Origin of the sequence: Aliidiomarina sp., from assembly GCF_047920995.1 — a bacterium.
In the GTDB taxonomy this organism is placed as follows: Bacteria; Pseudomonadota; Gammaproteobacteria; order Enterobacterales; family Alteromonadaceae; genus Aliidiomarina.
On sequence record NZ_JBLRWZ010000003.1, the window covers coordinates 30,406 to 51,058 of the forward strand.

The window sequence follows — 20,653 nt, forward strand, 5'->3', positions numbered from 1 at the left end:
GCTACCGCTCCGATTCTCTAATTAGCGCAAATTCACGTTAACGGGCAAACCATCGCGAACACGAATGGTACCTTCAACAATGATCATATCGCCTTCACTGATACCGCCGGTAATTTCTACCCAGCCTGGTAAACGGCGGCCAATGGTAACTACAGTGCGCACTGCTCGGTCATCTTCCACGCGGTACACGAATTGTTCATTACGTATCGGAATTACCGCAGCTTCTGGAATCATTAAGGTGTGGTCTACACTGCGCTCCAATTGTACGCGTAACAACATACCTGGGCGTAATTCGTGATTATCATTGGCAATCGCAGCCCGCACCATAATAGAGCGGGTTACCGGATTAACACGTGAGGCTACACTAACAATTTCACCATCAAATTCACGGCCTGGGTATGCTGCTGAAATTGCCGCAACGCGTTGCCCTGCAGCTAAACTTGGCAGATACAGTTCTGGAACGGAGAAATCTACATAAATTGGGGAAATATCATCAAGTGTGGTAATCACATCACCTGGGCGTACTAATTGGCCCGGGCTCACTTGGCGGATACCAAGGCGGCCAGCAAAGGGAGCGTGAATAGTAAGTTCTTCTAGGCGCGAACGCGCCACTTCAAGCTCGGCGGCGGTTTGTTCAACTCGTACTTCTTGTTCATCGATCATGCTGCGCGATGCGGCATTTTCGCGCGCCAAATCGCGTAAGCGCTCTAGTTGCCTACGTGTATCCGCTAAACGGAATTCAAGCTCTTGCACTCGCGCAACTTCTTCGCGATCTTGCAGGGTAACTAGCAACTGCCCTTTCTCTACATCTTCGCCATCACGAAAGTATATTTCTCGAATACTTTGCGAAACCCGCGCCATGATATCTACTGATTCACGCGCTTGTGAGGTTCCCAAGCCCTCAATCACATCACGGAATTCCATAATCCGAGCAGTGTCGCCAACTACATTGGCTGTTTGCGGGCCACGCTGGCCACCCGCTTGCTCTTCTTCAGAAAAGTATAAATAGCCAACAATTGCAGCAACAACTACAACAACAACAGTAAGTGGGGTGAAAAAAAATCGCTTAGCCATAATGCTCCCAGCATTTCGATATCAATACAACTATATACGTGCATTGTAACGCAAAGGCGCCATGCTCTCGGGCGCCTTCAACGCTTATATATCGGAATTGGTCGCAAAAACGATCACTTATGGTATTTCGGGCTTAGCTCATGTACTGCGTTAATAAAGGCACCCGCGTGATCTGGATTCACTTCTGGGTGAATGCCATGGCCTAGGTTGAACACATGACCAGCGCCTTTGCCATAGCTCGATAAAATAATTTCAACTTCATCGCGAATACGCTCTGGGCTTGCATACAGTACGCTTGGGTCCATATTACCTTGCAAGGCAACTTTATCGCCTACTTTCGCTCGGGCTGTGGCTAAGTCCGTGGTCCAATCTACGCCTAGAGCATCACAACCGGTAGCCGCCATGATATCAAGCCACTGGCCACCACCTTTGGTAAACAAGGTTACCGGCACTTTTCTTCCCTCGTTTTCACGAGTAAGACCATCAACAATTTGCGCCATGTAACGCAGTGAAAACTCTTCATAATCACGTGGTGATAACACACCACCCCAAGTATCAAAAATCATTACCGATTGCGCACCATTGGCAATCTGCGCATTTAAATATGAGGTTACCGATTGCGCAAGCTTATCTAACAGCTGGTGCATCACTTCTGGTTCCCGATACATCATCGCTTTTACGATAGAAAAGTTCTTGGTACTGCCACCTTCCACCATGTAGGTTGCCAATGTCCACGGGCTACCGGAGAAACCAATAAGTGGCACATCGCCATTCAATGCTTTACGAATCGTACTTACCGCTTTCATTACATAGCCAAGCTCATCTTCAGGATCTGGCACTGGTAATTTAGCAACCGCTTGAGCATCACGAATTGGATTCTTAAAGCGTGGCCCCTCGCCTTGTTCGAAATACAAACCAAGCCCCATTGCATCAGGAATAGTAAGGATATCTGAAAATAGAATTGCAGCATCCAAGGGAAAGCGGCGCAATGGTTGCAGGGTTACTTCACAGGCTAGTTCTGCATTTCTACAAAGGCTCATAAAATCGCCAGCTTGCCCACGCACTTCGCGATACTCTGGCAAATAACGGCCTGCTTGACGCATCATCCAAATAGGTGTGCGGTCTACCGGTTGGCGGAGTAAAGCGCGTAAATAGCGATCGTTTTTCAATTCTTGCGACATAGTTTCAGTTTTCCTCGATTTCAATGCGGTAATTCTATCAGGAGCTAGCGTTAACTTCAGCTTTTACCGTTGCGATTAACTTGGCAGCGATTGTACCCGATGGTGGTGTACGTGGAAGCTGATCTAGCGCAAACCAACCGCCTTCTAAAAGCTCTGTTGGCTCTAACACCAAATCACCACCGGCATAGCGCGCGATAAATCCCGCCATCAGCGAATGCGGGAAGGGCCAAATTTGGCTGGTAACATAGCGCACATCCGTTACTAAAACTCCCGCTTCTTCAAATACTTCACGGTGCAAGCATTGCTCTAATGATTCACCACTTTCCACAAAACCAGCCAGCACCGAAAACATACCTTCCGGATGCCTAACCCCGCGGGCGAGCAGTAATTCGGGACTACTCCCTGTATCGCGATAAATAGCCACAATAATGCACGGAGAAATGCGTGGATAACAGGTGAATTCGCATTCAGGGCAAACTACCGCCAGCTCATCGCGGCTTTGCACCGTATGGCTGCCGCAACGCCCACAAAAACGATGCGTGCCCAAAAAGTGCTGAATTTGGCAAGCACGGCCGCCTAATGCAAAAAGATCCGCATCGCCCATTGCCATGGAATTCCGCAACGGCTGCCAATGATATCCTGGTAGCACCATAGCCGGGGAATCTTGCATTAACATAAACGCTGGTGCATCACGGTAGGTACCAATTTTGGCAGTGTACTCGGTGTTTGCTCCTGGCACTTTGGTTGCATCCAAAAATGGTAGCGCAGCCTCTTCTGGCTGTTCGGCTAGCAACATTTGATTGCCAGAAACAATAAACCACCACACTTGCTCGTTCGGTTCTGGCACAATATCCGGTTGAATCATGATACCTCCGCAGTTAACTTCGCTTCGCAGTTTACCTTAAATAAGATCAGTGAAAAGCCCGTTACTTGATCTAAATGCTGTAAATACTATTGATTTTGATTCTACACTCGCAGTACAGTGGTATTGCCTCGGCAAAGGCTGAGGGCAATCAAGGAGTTCGCATGTTACGCCGGAACACAGCAGCAAAGGAACAATGGGCGGGGTTGCACCAAGCATTAGATCGCTGGCTTGATGAGCGCCAAGATTTACTTGTGCGCTATTGTAAAATAGCCGGATTGCCTCCGTATCAACAAAACTCTGAGCAGCTACCCGCTGCAGCCGAGATTCGCGAGTTCTGTGAAATTCTCATCGATTACGCATCTGCAGGCCATTTTGAACTGTACGATCACATCCTTGAGGAAGCCAGCGCCCACAATCAATCTACTCTTTCGTTTGCGAATCAAGTTTACCCGCTCATCGCTGATACTACCGAGATTGCATTAAGTTTCCATGATAGCTACGCCGAAGTATTGGATACCGATGAACTACCAAGCTTTATCACCGATATATCTGCACTTGGCGAGGCTTTGCAAAATCGTTTGGAGCTGGAAGATAAGCTTATTGCGCTTCTTGCCGCACATGAGGTGTTAGGCGCACCACAATAGATAAAACGTACTTAAAAAACGGCTGCCAATTGGGCAGCCGTTTTCGCTTCTCGTTTTCGCATCTACAGCATTATTTATTCTTCTGCTGCCCCTACCGTGCGAATCGAAATAGTATTCGCTTCAATATCGGCACGCTGGAACCATATCGGCGCCAACTGCGGCATATCTGAATACAACTCAGTTTGATCAATGTAATGTGGCGAACGAATATCTGAAGACTGCGAATAAGTAAGTAACCCGCGGCCAACTGGCCCATCTTCAGTAAACTCCATCACAAACATCCAGCTCGAGCCACTCGTAATGTGATATCCCTCTTCTGAAAGCTGAGTGCCCGGCAACGAAGGATAACGATGGCGTGGCAACAATGTGCCATCTTCCGCACCTTGGGAACGAAACACATTGAAGCCACCTTCAATGTTATTTGCGCCACCCCATGGCAGGCGATTACCACTAGCAACTCCATTGGGTAAGCTACGCTCAACAAATTGCACATCGCCTAGCGGCGCCATGATATCAAGCCCGGCTTGATCTATTGTTTGTACCGCTTGGGCTAACAATTGCACCGCTTGCTGATTACTGCCTAAACCTGAAGGGGTAGTGAGTGGTTGCTGCACTGTATAAGGAATAGCCCACGTAGGGTTGCGGCTAAATTTCTCCGCAAATTCACGGAACACCATTGCACCTACACTAGCTTTGTCCATGCGGCCATCCCACATTGCTAACGCAGCACAGGCTTGTACAATGCTTACCTCGGCTTCACCAACTAGCACTGGTGCGGCGCCTTGGGATGAGCATGCAGAAAGAAGATCGGCTAACAGCTCTTCACCTAGGAACGCACGATTGCTAAACAAAGTTTCCTCAAGCTCAGTAAGTGAAACTGAAGCGATTTCCGTTAGTTTCTTCTGACCCATACGTGAACGTAAGGTTTGCTGATTATTCACCGGCCCGAACAACAATAGATCCGCATTCTCATTACTCATGATCGGTGCTTCCGGGTTGGTTAACCAGAAACTATCATTCGAGTTTTGCACGAAATCACTGCGGCGTAATCTTGGCGCGCGTTGGTGCGGTACTTTACCAAGCGGCCGGAAGATATCGCTATTCCCGGGCACTAAAGTAAATGGTGCTTGGCCACGAATGGCCAGCAACGGTAAACTGGTACGAATTGTTTGTAAGGCTTCAGGGCGCAAATCAGGCACAGATGAACCATCCGTGAAGAATACATCACCGTGTTTATCAGCCACCATCGCGTTATTGAAAATCAAACCCGTGTATTTACCAAACACTGATTCTACTTCATCAATATCAGAAGCAAGATTTAAGCCTAACCAGTGGTCTAAAATATCCCAGTTTGGTAGGTTCGCATCATGCAATGCAAAAGCTGAAGTAGTACCTACTAAATCGGCTCCCCATTCAAACGCACCAGGAATGGTCAGCATTGGGCCAAACGAGCTGTGATAAAAAGTTTTCTCCAATGTAATCGCGCTACCCGGCCCAGTAGCCACCTGAATTTGATAGGTTTCGGGCTGAATTTGGTGTGGTTCACCATCTACTAAGTAAGTAAGCCCAGACGCATCACTGGTATCTAATTCCAACTGATACACAATGAAGCGCTCAGCGGTAGAGAAGGTGTGGGTCCAGGCAATGTTTTCGTTGTAACCAATATTCACAACACCCGGCATACCCGAGAGTGAACCACCTACAACTTTCATTTCGCCCGGAATTTCGATACCGAAGCGCCAAAAACGTTGGTTACCAACGTGGGGGAAGTGCGGGTTTGCCAACAACATACCGTTGCCACTGGCGGTAACATCACTACCGAGCGCCCAACCATTTGAGCCTAACTCTGAAGGGTTTACTTCTGGCATAGTTACGGATTGCGCGGTAAACGAACTATTCAGTGCGGTTGCGCCGGCAACTGGCGTAGGTTGGAAATTTTCGCCCGGCGGCACACCAATAAATAATGGTTGTAAGAAGTTGGCTGCACCTGGCAGTAAGGCAACACCAAGTGCATAGGTAAGCATATCTACATCAGTAATATCGCGTACCCACGGCATGCCAGCACAAGGCGGGGCTATGTTTTCTACACCCGTTTCACTAAGGTAATGATTGTAACCTGCAGCGTAACCCTGCAATAAAGCCTGGCTATGAGTGCTCAAGTTACCAATGTTTTGTTCGGCTAAAGCACGGATGCCAAGCGCTTTGTAAGTAAAATCGTTAATTACGTTGCCACTATCGCCCGAACCTAACACGGCATCAGGGCCAAAATACGCAGATCGTTGCGAGTTAAAGCGCACAATTTGATCTGCTAAAACACAAATATTATCTTCTGCAAATGCGAATGCGGTTCCAAAGGCAATGCCTTCAAGGCTATCGGAAGTAATATGCGGTACACCAAAATCGGTTCGGCGAATTTCTGCTGATACTTCACCTGGAGCATACACCGTTACTTCTGGAAATTGATAATTAGACGTTGCCGGTGGATATGGTGGCGGCGGCGTTCCGGTTGGCGGATTCGTTTCTGTGAATACTGTTGGGCTCGTTGATGAAGAACCAAAACAGCCAGCTAATGCTACCGAGCATGCTAGCGCTAATGCGCCGAGCTGCAGCGGCCGTAGTGAAGTGGGTACGTGAGTTTTCATTATGCATTCCTTATTATTCTCGCTCTCGTTGGCAGCCTGCGGATTAAAACAGACCCTTCGAGTATTAACGGCAACTAAGGAAAGGTCAAACCACTTAGTAATCTTCTAAAAAAGCAAAGGCTTCCAAATTGGAAGCCTTTTTGTAAAAATTTATAACAAACTCTACAACGGCACGGCGCTAAAGAGCTGGAGCTTCGCGATAGCCGGCTAGAATCTTACTCTGCTGGGTTAATATCCAACAATTCAACCTCAAAAATCAACGTTGAATAAGGTTGAATTACACCATTTGCTCGCTCGGTAGCGCCGTATGCTAAATTTGCTGGAATTACAAAACGGTATTTAGCGCCAACTTGCATTAACTGCAAACCTTCGGTCCAGCCAGAAATTACTCGATTCAGTGGAAAGCTAATTGGCTCACCACGCTCATAAGAGCTATCGAATACTTCACCGGTAACCAGCGAGCCTTCATAGTGAACCATTACGTTATCAGTAGCTTCAGGACGCTCACCATCGCCTTCGCGAATTACTTCGTACTGTAAACCACTATCGGTAACAACTACACCGTCGCGGGCTGCATTCTGTTCTTGAAACGCTTCACCAATGCTTAAATTATCAGCGCCAGGTACTTCGCCCGGTGCAGGCTGAGTTAGGATGTCACGGATTATTTCCCACTGCTCATCAATTTCGTCATCATTCAAGCGGCTTTCACCACGAACTGAATCTGAGAAACCAGCTACCACGGCAGCGCCGCTTAAGCCTTTGCCATAATCGCCTAAGTAATCGTCTACGGTAAGCACTTGCACAGCCATATACGCACCTAAGGTATATAGCATTTCGCTCACTTCATCGTCTTCTGCAAGAGTAAACTCTTCGATAGGCGGCAAACCAACCAACATATCATCTGCAGTGATACCGCGGGCAGTAAGCTCATATTCAAAGCGCTCTACTTCGGCACGCGGTTGCAAATGCAACAAATCTAAGAAGCCCACAATCATTGCTTCTTGCTTGTCCGCATCATCAAGGTCTGGATATTGCTCTAAAACGTTGTCAATTAACTGACGAGCTTCCCGCAAAGAAGCGGCACCCACAGCGTATGAACGCAAATCTGTTTCATCATTTAGATTTACTTCTCCCGGTGCATGGCCACCACAGGCTACTAAAACTACGGCCATAAACGCCACCGACAAGAATTTAATCATTAACTTCATGAATTTCTCCGCTATCATGTAGGTTCAACGCTGAACGCGTTAGGATAATACCAAAACGGTGCTACCCCAATTTCAAGATCATTGTGTGCGTTAACATAACTGCAAATCACCACACAAACAGGCGCCTATCATATACGTAAATGACCATGAATGACTACGGGATAACGAAAGAATGACGGAATTTCCGGCTGAATCACAAAATGTACCGATAGAATCAGAATCTACGGCAGATAAAAACACGCTCTCTTCTGACAAAGGCTACGCTGCCCTCGAGCAACGGGTTATTGATCTAGAAAGCCAATTGGCATTTCAGGAAGATACCATTAGCGAATTAAACCGTTTAGTTGCGAAGCAAAGCGATGAGTTGCAGCGCATCCAAAAGCACATCATGATAATGGCTGAGCGCGTGCAGCAAATTCCTGAAAGCTCAGCGCCATCATCTGCCGACGAGCGTCCACCTCATTATTAAGGAAGTTTGATATATGTCAGCACACCACCCAGTTATAGCGGTTACCGGTTCATCTGGTTCGGGAACCACCACAACCAGCCAAGCAGTGCGGCATATTTTCCGTTCGCTGAGAGTAAATGCAGCCTTCGTTGAAGGTGATAGCTTTCACCGCTACACCCGCCCCGAAATGGATATGGCGATTCGCAAAGCACAAGAGCAAGGCAAACACATTAGCTACTTCGGCCCAGAAGCCAACGATCTGCAGGCCCTTGAAGCCCTTTTCAAAACCTACGGCGAAAGTGGCCAAGGCGAATACCGCCATTATTTACATAGTTTTGATGATGCGGTGCCCTACAATCAAATGCCCGGCACCTTCACACCATGGGAACCATTACCGAAAGAAACCGATTTACTGTTCTATGAGGGGTTACATGGTGCCGCAGTTGGGGAGAATTATGATGTAGCCAAGCATGTAGATTTAATGATCGGTATGGTGCCGATCGCCAACCTAGAGTGGATTCAGAAAATTATTCGGGATACCTCAGAACGGGGGCATTCTCGTGAATCTGTTGCGCAAAGTATTGTGCGCAGTATGGACGATTACATTCACCACATCGTACCGCAATTTTCGCGTACCCATATTAACTTTCAGCGTGTGCCTACGGTGGATACATCGAACCCATTTAGCGCCAAAGATATTCCATCTATGGATGAAAGTTTTGTAGTAATTCGCTTCCGCGGAATTTCTGATGCGAATTTTCCATATTACTTGCAGATGATTGATGGCTCATTTATGTCGCGTATTAACACGCTGGTAGTGCCGGGCGGCAAGATGGGATTAGCGATGGAGTTGATCCTCACACCGCTAATTGAACGGATACTAGCGAAACGTTTGGTTGCCAATAAGAAATAGGCTCGCAGTTAACCTGCGAGTACGCTAAAGCTATGCGTAATATTTACGCTAGCACCGAGCATAATTGAAACCGAACAATATTTATCGGCACTCAATTTCACTGCCCGCTCTACATGTTTCTCTTCAATATCATTACCATACACAGTGAAGTGTAGGTGAATATCGGTGAACACAGCTGGCACGGCATTCGCGCGCTTGCCTTCCACCGCAACTTCACAGCGCACGAATTGCTGCTTGGTTTTCTGCAAAATACTTACCACATCTACCGAAGAGCAGCTTCCCGCGGCCATCAGTACCATTTCCATTGGGCTAGCGCCTACGGCTTTATCGCCATCGAACACCACGGCGTGGCCACTACCTGAAGTAGCCACAAATTTATTACCATCAAGCCATTGCACCTTGGCGCTCATAGGCGCCGGTGCCGTGTTCGTTGCATTATTCATAGCCTCTCCTTAAAAGCGTAAACCCGGGTTTAATGTAGCCGGGAAATCTACCTTTTCAGCTTCTACGGAAGCTACTGGGTAAGCACAGTAATCGGCAGCATAATAAGCACTTGGCCGATGGTTACCGCTTTCGCCAATGCCACCAAAAGGTGCTGCGCTACTGGCGCCTGTAATAGGCTTGTTCCAGTTCACGATACCAGCACGAATATGGGTAAAGAAATGCTCCCAATCGGCGCGCTCATCGGCCAGTAAGCCCGCAGAAAGCCCGAAACGGGTATTGTTCGCTTCCGCGATAGCCGCAGCAAAATCAGTGTAGCGATACACTTTCAATAGTGGCCCGAAATGCTCTTCATCTGGCATTTCCCGAATATGGGTTACATCTAAAATACCCGGTGTTACGAACCCTTTTTCGCTATCAGCTTGCTGCATTTCTACCAGCACTTCAGCGCCATTGGCCAGCAACTGCTTCTGCGCAGAAACCATACCCGCAGCCGCTTTTGCAGAAATCATTGCGCCCATAAACGGCTGATCTTCCGCATCGTAAACACCCACTTGGATATTCTTCGTTACTTCGAGCAAGCGCTGCAAAATCGCATCGCCATTGGCATTATTTTCAATAAATACTCTGCGTGAGCAGGTACAGCGCTGGCCACTAGTAACAAACGCCGATTGCACAATGTTATGCACCGCAGCATCTACATCTCTTACACCTTTTACGATAAGTGCATTATTGCCACCCATTTCAAGCGCAAGAATCTTATCTGGCCGGCCACCAAATTGCTCATGCAGTAATTTGCCTGTGGTAGAAGAGCCAGTAAAGAACAGGCCATCCATCTCCGCATGTGAGGTGAGTGCTTTACCAGTAGTAACAAAGCCTTGCACCAAGTTCAGCACGCCAGCAGGCAGGCCTGCTTGTTGCCACAGCTTCACTGTTTCTTCAGCAACATAAGGGGTAAGCTCACTCGGCTTAAACACTACCACATTGCCTGCCAACAAGGCTGGAATAATATGGCCGTTCGGCAAGTGGCCTGGGAAATTATAGGGGCCAAATACAGCCACAACACCATGAGGCTTGTGGCGAATAAATGCCTTAGCACCAGGCATGTCATTCTCTACAACGCCCGTACGCTCGTGATATGCGCGCTCAGAAATTGTCGCTTTGCCTATCATGGCAGCCACTTCTGTGCGGGTTTCCCACAACGGCTTACCGGTATCTTTAGCGATTACCAGTGCTAACGCCTCTTTGTTTTCTTCTAGAAGCTGAGAGAACTTCTGCACAATCGCTAAACGATCGGCAAAGCTCGTGCGTGACCACGCCGGAAATGCCTTCCGTGCGGCCTGCATGGCTGCATCAACTTGCTCCGCGGTAGCCGCTTGGCCCCGCCAAATCTCTTGGTTCTTTGCTGGATCGACAGACACCATGTTTTCACCAGCGCCAGCTAACCATTGGCCATCAATAAATAACGTTTTCGAACTCATATATCCTTCCCCTAATTTGCATCACCGAACTGATTAGGTGCATTTAAAAAAAGCCCTATAAAGGTGCTAAGCGCACTGAATCACCTGCAGTTACCTGCAAGGCATCGGCTTGTTCTTGGGTTAAAATTACATTATCGCCACAGCAATTTACATCGGCTTGGCAGGCACGGAAATCTGTTAGCTTGGTGTTGCATATCAACACATTCTCGCTCACTTCCGGTTGGCCAATTTGCACGGTAATTAAGCGGCTCTCGCGCACCGAGCGCAATTGGCTTACTTCAGCCTCTACGGTTGGCCCCGCGTCAAAAATATCCACATAACCGCGGTAGCGGAAACCTTCAGATTGCAATAGCTTTAATGCAGGTAAAGTATTCTGGTGCACTTTAGCAATCACATCTTGAGCAGCTTTATCTAACATATTTACGTAAATGGGAAAGCGCGGCATTAACTCAGCAATAAAGGTTTTTTCACCAATACCCGTAAGATAATCAGCGCTTGGGAAATCCATGGTGAAAAAGTGCTTCTCAAGCCAGTTCCAAAATGGTGAGCGGCCGTTCTCATCAGAAATGCCCCGCATTTCCGCAATTACTTGCTTGGCGAAACGCTCACGAAACTGTGCCATGAACAACAAGCGAAACTTAGATAGCACTCTGCCATTGCGCCCTTCTCGGTATGGCTCACGTAAAAACAGCGTGCACAACTCACTTACCCCAGTGTAATCATTACACAGGGTAAGTGTTTGTAAAGCGTTATAAATATTGTGTTTACGCGAATGGTGTACCACTTTACCAAGATGGTAGTGGTAAAACGCATTCGTTAAGCCTACCGCAGCTTCAATGCCACTCACGCCCACAATTTGGCCGCTCTTGGTATCTTCCATCACGAACAGATACCCTTCTTCGCCTGGCTGCTTTAGCGAGGTTTTCGCAAATGCTTCCTGAGCGCCTTCAATACGTCGGCGCAGCAGGGTTTCATCTACTGGCAGCGAGGTGAAGCCGTGCCCCGATTCTACTGCGCAATCGTATAAGGCATCGTAATCACCTGCGGTGATCGGACGAACTACTAACATAGTAATTCCCTTTGTTATTAACTGTGTGCAGCTACTACTTTGGCTACTGCTGCTTCAAATCGCGCCATACCTTGGGCGATATCAGTTTCGGTAATTACTAGCGAAGGTGTAAATCGAATTACATCCATACCTGCTACCAGCACCATTACACCCTCTTCAGCGCCAGCTACCAAAAACTCACGGGCTTTGCCTTTGTATTTCTCGTTCAGTGCCGCACCTAACAGCAAGCCTTGGCCGCGCACTTCTTCGAACACATCGTACTTATCGTTAATCTTCCGCAGCGCATCGCGGAACCACTGTTCACGCTCTTTCACGCCATCGAGCACTGCTTTGGTGTTTACAACATCCATCACGGCTTCCGCTACAGCACAGCCTAATGGATTCCCACCATAAGTGCTGCCGTGGGTGCCTGGCTTTAAGTGCGCAGCAATTTCTGCAGTAGTAAGCATCGCGCCAATTGGGAAACCGCCACCAAGTGCTTTTGCGGTGGTTAAAATATCGGGAGTAATTCCGGTTTGCTCGTACGCATACAGAGTTCCGGTGCGGCCGAAACCACTTTGCACTTCATCGAAAATCAGCAATGCATTGTGCTTATCACACAATTCGCGCACACCTTTTAAAAACTCTTTCGTGCCCGGAACTACGCCACCTTCACCTTGCAACGGCTCAATCATTACAGCACAGGTGCTATCCGACATCACCGCCGCTAAACTCTCGAGGTTATTAAACTCTACGTGCTGCACACCACCTGGCTTTGGTCCGAAACCATCAGAGTAAGCTGCTTGCCCACCTACAGTAACGGTAAAGAATGTACGGCCGTGGAAACCTTTGTGGAAAGCGATAATTTCTTGCTTCTGTTCACCGTAAACTTCCAATGCCCAACGGCGTGCTAGCTTTAGCGCTGCTTCGTTGGCTTCCGCGCCTGAGTTGGCGAAATATACGCGCTCGGCGAACGTGGCATCGGTAAGTTTTTTAGCTAAACGCAAAGCCGGTTCATTAGTAAGCACATTACTTAGATGCCACAGCTTGTTGGCCTGCTCGGTAAGTGCATTCACCATTGCCGGGTGGCAATGGCCTAGGCAGCTCACTGCAATACCGCCTGCAAAATCAATGTATTCGCGGTTTTCTTGATCCCAAACCCGCGAACCTTCGCCGCGTACAGGAATGATTGCCGCAGGATTGTAGTTCGGCACCATTACTTCATCAAATAACGCGCGAGTTACTGGCATAACATTAGACATTTACAAGCTCTCCTTTGAGGCGTATTTACGATACGCTCTATGAGGTTCAACAAAACAAATACGTTTGTACATACAAGTACAGAATACGCCTATTATGCCATGAATGAAGGTAAATGTCTGTGCTGTTAAAGCGTTATGGAAAAAGGGCTAGAAGCGAAAAATTAGTTTTGCGAATAAGGCGCATAAGTATGCAATGAAGTGTAAATGATGCGTGCAGATGTATGGCGCTACAACCCGATTAGGTAATATTTATTCTAAGGTTTAATTACAGAGAAACTTTAAAACCCTTGCGGTAACACTTCCCGGTTCGTCGATTGCAGCGCATGTTGCTGCTCAACGGTTAAACCCGGTAGTAACTTACAGAAGTTCGCCAGCACTTGGTGGCCATACTCGCTCAGTACAGATTCCGGGTGAAACTGTACGCCAAATATCGGTAGTTCGCGATGCTCCAGTGCCATAACTTCTGCCCTCATTCCCGCATCCGCCACCCACGCGGTAGCTTTTAAACATTCCGGCAGCGAAGATTGCTCCAGCACCAGTGAGTGATAGCGCACCACATCGAAATACTCCGGGATATCAGCAAATAGCGCGCTTGGATCATGGCGTACCCGAGAGCGCTTGCCATGCATTACTTCATGGGCACGCACTACCTTTCCGCCAAATACTTGGCCAATCGCTTGATGCCCTAAGCACACACCTAAAATAGGTAGCTCCCCAGCAAGCTGTTCAATCGCTGCTAAACAAATGCCTGCTTCATTGGGTGTACAGGGGCCCGGCGATATCACCAGAGCGGCTGGCTGCAACGCTCGAATATCAGCCACAGTTAATGCATCGTTGCGTTCTACCCGCACCTCTTGCCCCAGTTCACGAAAATAGCGCACTAGGTTATGGGTAAACGAATCATAATTATCGAGCATTAACAGCATTGCACAGCCTTTATTAGTAGAGTTTCTATTGCGCCGCAATTATAGCATTAGCTTCCTTTCGTAAAGAAACCCTTAATTTCGCTACCTATTAACATAACCTTTAACCCCCGTTACCAGTGCGTTACAGCCCGATAGCTCATGTTAATTTTCAACACTAGAGGTAACTCAAGGAAATGAACAACATTATGAAGATGAAATATATCGCTATTGCAACCATTACAGCTTTTGATGGCTTTGCTGTGGGTTTAAACTTCCGCTTCTAAGCACATTTGCATGCAAGTTCTAACCGTAAAGAGCTAGCCACACTGTGGTTAGCTCTTTTTTCACTTCGATAACCAAATCCCACTTCAATAACCTACTAAAACTGCAATAGCTAATAGTAAAACGCACAACACAATATAAATACCAACGAGTGGCAGAACAAATTTAGCCCATGTTGCCCAAGGTACTTGAGCAGTAGCCAAATAGGCCAATAACGTGCCTGAAGTAGGGGTGAAAATTGTGGATATGCCATTACCAAACAAAAACGCCAAAACCGTGGTATTAGGTGTTAACCCAACCAATTGACCAATAGGGCCAAGTATCGGCATGCTCACAGCCGCTTGGCCTGAAGTTGATGGAATAAGAAAATCGAGGAGCAATTGCGAAACAAACATCCCTTGCACCGCCAATAACGGGTTATCTTCACCCACAATGCTGGTTAGCCGAAAAATAACGGTATCTAGAATTTGCCCATTTTGCAGCGTTACTGCAATTGCGAACGCTACGCCAATTAAAATTGCAGCTAACAGTATTTTCCGCATCCCCTCCACGAACGCATCGGCAGCCCCACTTGCACCCAAACCACTAATGCTTGCTAGCACTACCGCTAAACCAATATAAAATGCGGTAAGCTGCTGATTACGCCACCCCCAGGTGGTAGACGCATACACCAACAAACCTATGCCTGCGCATAATACTAAAAGCATGAGCGCATGCCGAAAGCTTAGTTTGGAGGTATCGAATTCGATAACAGCATCCGGATCAAAGCCAGAGCGTTTAATCATTACCATCATGAAAATAATACCCACAATAGTAAATACGAAAAATGCAACTAATCGCATACTAATGCCGCTAAATACCGGAACATCAACCAATGGTTGCGCAACAGTAAGCGCCACAGGGTTGGTAACAGAAGCGAGAAAACCAGCTTTCACTGATATCGTAAGGATAGCCAAACCCATTAAATTCGACATCCCCAAACGCCGGGCCATTTCCACCATGAGCGGAATAATCAGCAGATATTCGGAAGCTAGGCCAAGAAAAGTGCTCCCCGCAGCAAATACAAACATCAATGTTGGCACTAGCACATAAACATTGCCACGCAGAGCGCCCAATAAGCGTTCTAGCCCAGCGGTAACGGCGCCTGCTTTGGTTAAAATACCAAACATGCCACCGATAATTAACACCATAAAAATAAGGTTCGCACCACGCTCTAAACCAAGTGGGATAGCCATCGCAATTTGAATTATGCTTACCGGTTGTGCTACATCAGCACTATCACTCACTCGCCAAAGGTTGCTAATCGAGCGGTCTTTTTCAACACTTTGAAAAGAACCAGGCACCACTAAATTACCATCGCGGGCAAATTCTCCCGAACCAACCCAATACGTAAGCGCCGCAGCGAGTAGTAGTATACTCATCAAAATGATAATCGGGTTACTGCCCTTGCGCTCAACTTTCAGAGCCGTATTATTAAAAGAGTTCTTTTGCGCAGGTAACTTTGCACTAATTTTCTCTTTCTTATCACCGCCATCCAGCTCTTTCTTCATTGCAACCTCTAAAGTTGTGCATTTACATATTGCGCAATGCGCTCAGAGACAATCTTTAAATCAGCTTGAAACTCTGAAAACTTCGAGTTTTTAGTGAAAGCCGATTCGTTCATATATAAAGCCCGGTTAATTTCAATCTGCAGGCTGTGTCTATTTAAGGCTGGTTTTCCATAAGCTCGAACACAATATCCCCCTTTATAAGGGTAGTTTATGGCAACTTTATAACCTAAATCCTTAAATGCAGTGGCGATATATGCTGTGAACTCAGGATTTGCAGAAGCGCCATTAACATCACCCAAAACAATGTCGGGCCTAGCCGCGCCTGCGTCTATATTCATAGCATTACCTTGCGATTTCATGGAATGACAATCAATGTGCCATACCCCCCCGAAACTAGCAGCGAAATAATCTAATAATTCACGTAAACACTCGTGATAAGGGCGATGATATCGTTCAATACGCATCATTACCTCGTTTACGGGCAGGGGGTTGGCATACATAGGTTTGCCTGGAAGTGCAAAACGACGCAGCAAACCCATACCGCGCTCAGAATACTCGGTACTTTCGATAGCATAGGGCCATTCACCATCTAGCAACCTTATATCAATATCCGTTTCGGCACGATTCGGATCGATATACATGCGCGAAAACTGAGCTGCAATCATTGTTGCACCTAGATCTACCGCAGGCCGCCACAACTCATCAACATATGCATCCCAGCCGGTTTTAAGTTCCGTTTCGCTGGCGAGTGTGGGAAAGGTGTTTGGAAAATGCGAACTGCTATGAGGTGAATCAAACACTAAAGGCAGAAGCCCTGTTGTATTTTGCAGTAACTGAAAGCTCTCCAGGTTGGTCATGAGATTTCCTCGATATAACAAAAAAGGGAAAGCAAAGGGAGCAGAACCGAATGGTTCTGCTCCCTATTCCAGACAATTAGAAGTTATACACTAACTGAACATAACTAAATCGGCCTACTGGGTTATAGGTATTAATATCGAAGTTGATATTAATGTTAACCCGAGAAACTGGAGGTTGCTTATCAGTGATATTGTTCATACCAACCCGAGCAGTTAAACCATTCGAGAAATCATAAGCTACCGCAGCATTGTGATAAAACACTGAGCCAATTTTGCGATCTTCACCTTGGAATGTTTCCTTGCTATCACCAATATGGCGCCAGCTATAGTTGGCGTACCAAGCATCTCGGCGCCATTGCACGTTCAAGTTACTACGCCATTCAGGGTAAGCTTCTCTTGAAAAAGCGCGGCCAGTGCGATCATCAACCACCGAAGAGCCATCCGCTAAAGTAGACACCTCTTTAAACTCTTCAAGCTTAGAAACGCTTAACATTACATCCCAGTTACCTAAATCAGTATCAAAGTTATAACGCCCTACCGCGTCAATACCTTTTACCGAGGTGCTGTTAAGATTTACCGGACCATCAATAATATTGATAATTTCACCACTGTTATTACGTGTGATTACACCACAATTACGCCCTGTATTAGCACATAGGTTAACTAGGTTTTGCGCACCAAAGGTGCTTATAGTGTCGTCGATTTGAATATCAAAGTAATCGAGAGTAAAACTGAAGCCACTCAGAGCTTGAGGGGTGTATACCAAACCAACAGAAACGTTCTCCGATGTTTCAGGTTGCAGATCATTGTTACCACCTACTGTTGCAGGCACTTGTGTTTCACCTTGCACATAATCGTTAGGAACTCCCGAACATCCCGGCAAATTAGCGCCACCTGAACATGGGTCTGCTACTGGTGCAAAGGTTGAACGCTGCCCTTCAAATAATTCAAGAACCGAAGGAGCGCGGAAACCTTCAGCAAAAGTACCACGGAACATAACATCATCATTTACTCGCCAGCTAAGGCCAAATTTAGTGTTGAAGGTACTACCAAAGGTGCTGTAATCAGAGAAACGGCCAGCAGCTGTAAGTTCGAGCATATCGATACCAGCGCGATCAGCTAACAGCGGTATACTGAATTCAGCATAGGCTTCGTATAAATCATAATCACCACGTGTTCCAGTTCGCGGGGCAGAAGATGTGCGGCGATCACCCGATACTACTTGCGGTTCGCTACTGATGAAACTGTCGGGTGTATCAATACCTTCTTCCTTTCGGTATTCAATACCCGCTGCCATCTGTAAATCACCGGCTGGCAACTCAGTAATAAAACCACTCACATTGAAATTCGCATTGGTTTGCCGCGATTCATTGGTATCTCTACCAGTAAAACGAATGTAATCTGCCATTGCTGGCGTTAAATCATTAAAGATATTTACTGGCACACAACCGGCCGCTGCAGCAACATTACCAACACCTGTGGTATCGCAAGCACGTAAACCTAGCGCCAAATTATCTAAATTAATTTGATTGTTCGAAACAAACTCGGCACGATTGCGCGCATAAGAAACAAATGCATCCCAATCCCAGTTAGCATTTATATAGCCATCAAAAGACACACCAATGCGTGATGTATCAACTGTTTGTGCGTTCACTCGCGGGCCAAGCTCATCAAAATAGTTATCGATACGGAAGCCACTACCGCCAAGCTCAACGCCAAATGGATTTACATCAGGATTATTGGGAATAAACATTCCCCGAGTAGCAAAAATAGCGGGAGGGGCCGGCGAGAACTGTTGGTCTGATTCACGGCGGTTAAATAACGCTTCTAAGCGAACATTTACCTTATCAAGTGGCATTAAGTACTGGGCAAAAACAGAGGTGCGTGTTGAAGGGCCCATTACATAGTTATTGTCCCAGCGGTTGTATCGATCGTTAGCCGTAATTTGTCGCCAACTATCAGGGTTCATACCATCGGAACCTGGGTTTCTGGTAATACCACCCGAGGTATCAAAATCATATAAATCTTGTAATTGTGGTGCTCTAATAATGCCCTCAGTAGTACCAAACGAGAGCCCGTTAAGTGGAACGGCTGTTAGAGAGCGATCTTGCGAAAAAATAGGTTTTTGGTCCGCGTAACTAAAAGCCACCATAAAATTATTGTTGCCGAAATCTTGGCCGTGAAGAACATCAACATTTACCGATTCACGATCACCTCTGGAACTTTCTCCATAGAAAGCTTTTACCTGCGTACCCACATAATCTCGATGGGTATACATATTCACTACACCGGCTATTGCATCGGCGCCATAAATCGCAGTAGCCCCGTCTTGCAACACTTCCACTCGATTAATCATAATGGAGGGGATCGTGTTTAAATCAACAAAATCTCGGAATCCGCGTGTACCAGCGCCATTCACCCAACGTTGGCCATTCACCAACACTAATGAACGATTTTCGCCTAGATTTCTTAAATTCAAACTAGAAGCACCGTGGCTAGTTCCTGCAGTGCCGTTACTGTTTAAGCTCGCACCAACGGAAGGGAGCTCTTGTAAAATCTCACCAAGGCTCAATGCACCTCGAATATTAAGTGCTTCTTCGTCAATTACCTGTACGGGAGAATTTGATTGATCAGCTCGGGCAATTCGCGAGCCTGTAATGGCGATCGTTTCAATGCGCTCGTTTTCTTCCGCAGCTTCTGCTTCTTGGGCATGTAATACCGGAGAAGCCGACATAGCCCCCAGAATTGCAAAAACCGATATCGCTACTGTGCTGAACTGGAATTGTGGCGTTTTCATAATTAGCCTCATCTTGTTTTCATCAGTGTTGTTAGAATTTTGTAGTTCGAGGTGAAAATTAGCAGCGAAAATTCACCCATGCAATATTATGCATTCATAGTATCATGGTATAACATTATGTTATGGGATGATGGTATTCTTAACGTTCATATCATGGGAGCCACCATATGAGCAGCCAACCAAGTTTACGTGCCTTAGAAGCTTTTTATTCTGTATTAGAAACAGGCTCTGCTACCGCAGCAGCGAACAGATTAGGTACTACCCAACCTGCTATTTCACGTTTAATATCAGCATTTGAAAACTATGTTGGTTTTCAATTATTTTATCGCGAACATAGCCGCTTAGTACCCACTGATGAAGCCATCGCCATGCGAAAAGATGTGGAACTTGCGCTCTCTAGCGTAGAACGTCTTGGCGCCCTAGCTTCAAATTTATTTAATTCAAATGCGGGGTCATTAAAAATAGTAGCTCCCGTGAGCTTTCTCTCGGGCCCACTAGCAGATGTAGTTGCCGATTTTATGCGCCTGCACCCTAACGTGCGAGTTAGCTTAGATTCCCGAAGTCCAGATTCTGCCCGAGAATTAGTAGCGCGGCGAACGGTAGATTGCGGATTCATTCAGTTACCTGAAGTTCACCCTGGGTTAACCGCAGAACCCATATTAAAAGGGCACATGGTATGCGTAATGGCACCCAACCATCCGTTAGCAAAGAAGAAGTTACTGAAACCCGAAGATCTGCGCAGCGAATCGCTAATTTTACTTGGAAAAGGGCGATATTCTCGCGGCCAAATCGAAAATTCGTTTCGTGCAGAAGGGATTCCCATTAAAGTAAAAATAGAAACGCATACTGTAGCTACAGCATGCGCTTTTGCAAAACGAGGATTGGGTATTGCAATTGTAAATGGATTACTGGCAGGTCAATTCGCCAACCACGCGGTGATATGTAACTTTAGCCCACGCATTTCTGTTGAATACGGGTTTATTACTTCAGCTCATACACCGATGAGTAGGCTTACCGAGGCGTTTTATAAGCATTGCCTCGATAAGCTTTAGCAA

The 20,653-nt window shown here is 46.7% G+C and carries 17 protein-coding genes; 4 read left to right on the forward strand and 13 right to left on the reverse strand.

Annotation, left to right across the window (positions count from 1 at the left end; all coding sequences use genetic code 11):
* Positions 1–21: 21 nt before the first annotated feature.
* From ACNA7P_RS01400 to nudC, 3 genes are all read right to left on the reverse strand, one after another.
* Complete coding sequence (locus ACNA7P_RS01400; protein ID WP_416256812.1) at positions 22–1,074, reverse strand: efflux RND transporter periplasmic adaptor subunit; 1,053 nt, start codon at positions 1,072–1,074, stop codon at positions 22–24.
* A gap of 113 nt (positions 1,075–1,187) precedes the next feature.
* On the reverse strand, positions 1,188–2,255 hold the full coding sequence (hemE, locus tag ACNA7P_RS01405; RefSeq protein ID WP_416256813.1) for a uroporphyrinogen decarboxylase: 1,068 nt from the start codon (positions 2,253–2,255) through the stop codon (positions 1,188–1,190).
* A gap of 37 nt (positions 2,256–2,292) precedes the next feature.
* Positions 2,293–3,120 carry an NAD(+) diphosphatase gene (gene nudC / locus ACNA7P_RS01410; protein ID WP_416256814.1) on the reverse strand — a complete coding sequence of 276 codons (828 nt, stop codon included), beginning with the start codon at positions 3,118–3,120 and terminating at the stop codon, positions 2,293–2,295.
* Between the two features lie 161 nt (positions 3,121–3,281).
* Here nudC and rsd point away from each other — a divergent pair, with 161 nt between their 5' ends.
* Positions 3,282–3,764, forward strand: coding sequence for a sigma D regulator (rsd, locus tag ACNA7P_RS01415; RefSeq protein WP_416256815.1), 483 nt, complete (start codon positions 3,282–3,284; stop codon positions 3,762–3,764).
* 74 nt (positions 3,765–3,838) lie between these two features.
* Here rsd and ACNA7P_RS01420 read toward each other — a convergent pair whose 3' ends face one another.
* On the reverse strand, positions 3,839–6,406 hold the full coding sequence (locus ACNA7P_RS01420) for an acylase (RefSeq protein WP_416256816.1): 2,568 nt from the start codon (positions 6,404–6,406) through the stop codon (positions 3,839–3,841).
* Between the two features lie 215 nt (positions 6,407–6,621).
* Positions 6,622–7,614, reverse strand: a complete 993-nt coding sequence (locus ACNA7P_RS01425; protein ID WP_416256817.1) for an FKBP-type peptidyl-prolyl cis-trans isomerase — start codon at positions 7,612–7,614, stop codon at positions 6,622–6,624.
* A gap of 172 nt (positions 7,615–7,786) precedes the next feature.
* Between ACNA7P_RS01425 and ACNA7P_RS01430 the strand changes: the two genes are divergently transcribed.
* Together ACNA7P_RS01430 and ACNA7P_RS01435 are read left to right on the forward strand one after the other, a co-directional pair.
* Positions 7,787–8,083, forward strand: coding sequence for a SlyX family protein (locus ACNA7P_RS01430; RefSeq protein ID WP_416256818.1), 297 nt, complete (start codon positions 7,787–7,789; stop codon positions 8,081–8,083).
* A gap of 13 nt (positions 8,084–8,096) precedes the next feature.
* Positions 8,097–8,975, forward strand: a complete 879-nt coding sequence (locus ACNA7P_RS01435) for a phosphoribulokinase (RefSeq protein WP_416256819.1) — start codon at positions 8,097–8,099, stop codon at positions 8,973–8,975.
* Between the two features lie 8 nt (positions 8,976–8,983).
* Here the strand turns inward: ACNA7P_RS01435 and ACNA7P_RS01440 are convergent, their stop codons facing one another.
* The 8 genes from ACNA7P_RS01440 to ACNA7P_RS01475 form a co-directional block, all read right to left on the reverse strand.
* Positions 8,984–9,385, reverse strand: a complete 402-nt coding sequence (locus tag ACNA7P_RS01440; protein ID WP_416256883.1) for an OsmC family protein — start codon at positions 9,383–9,385, stop codon at positions 8,984–8,986.
* Between the two features lie 42 nt (positions 9,386–9,427).
* A complete protein-coding gene (gene astD / locus ACNA7P_RS01445) occupies positions 9,428–10,897 on the reverse strand; it encodes a succinylglutamate-semialdehyde dehydrogenase (protein WP_416256820.1) in 1,470 nt (489 codons plus the stop codon).
* A 55-nt stretch (positions 10,898–10,952) separates the two neighbouring features.
* Complete coding sequence (astA, locus tag ACNA7P_RS01450; protein WP_416256821.1) at positions 10,953–11,966, reverse strand: arginine N-succinyltransferase; 1,014 nt, start codon at positions 11,964–11,966, stop codon at positions 10,953–10,955.
* Between the two features lie 17 nt (positions 11,967–11,983).
* On the reverse strand, positions 11,984–13,195 hold the full coding sequence (locus ACNA7P_RS01455; RefSeq protein WP_416256884.1) for an aspartate aminotransferase family protein: 1,212 nt from the start codon (positions 13,193–13,195) through the stop codon (positions 11,984–11,986).
* A 290-nt stretch (positions 13,196–13,485) separates the two neighbouring features.
* Positions 13,486–14,133: an anthranilate synthase component II gene (locus ACNA7P_RS01460; protein ID WP_416256822.1), complete on the reverse strand. Its 648-nt coding sequence runs from the start codon at positions 14,131–14,133 to the stop codon at positions 13,486–13,488.
* A 347-nt stretch (positions 14,134–14,480) separates the two neighbouring features.
* On the reverse strand, positions 14,481–15,944 hold the full coding sequence (locus tag ACNA7P_RS01465; protein WP_416256823.1) for a YfcC family protein: 1,464 nt from the start codon (positions 15,942–15,944) through the stop codon (positions 14,481–14,483).
* Between the two features lie 8 nt (positions 15,945–15,952).
* Positions 15,953–16,801 carry an N-formylglutamate amidohydrolase gene (locus ACNA7P_RS01470; RefSeq protein ID WP_416256824.1) on the reverse strand — a complete coding sequence of 283 codons (849 nt, stop codon included), beginning with the start codon at positions 16,799–16,801 and terminating at the stop codon, positions 15,953–15,955.
* 76 nt (positions 16,802–16,877) lie between these two features.
* Positions 16,878–19,598, reverse strand: coding sequence for a TonB-dependent receptor (locus ACNA7P_RS01475; RefSeq protein WP_416256825.1), 2,721 nt, complete (start codon positions 19,596–19,598; stop codon positions 16,878–16,880).
* 167 nt (positions 19,599–19,765) lie between these two features.
* On the opposite strand from ACNA7P_RS01475, the gene ACNA7P_RS01480 reads away from it, so the two are divergent.
* Positions 19,766–20,650, forward strand: a complete 885-nt coding sequence (locus tag ACNA7P_RS01480; protein WP_416256826.1) for a LysR family transcriptional regulator — start codon at positions 19,766–19,768, stop codon at positions 20,648–20,650.
* Positions 20,651–20,653: the final 3 nt, after the last annotated feature.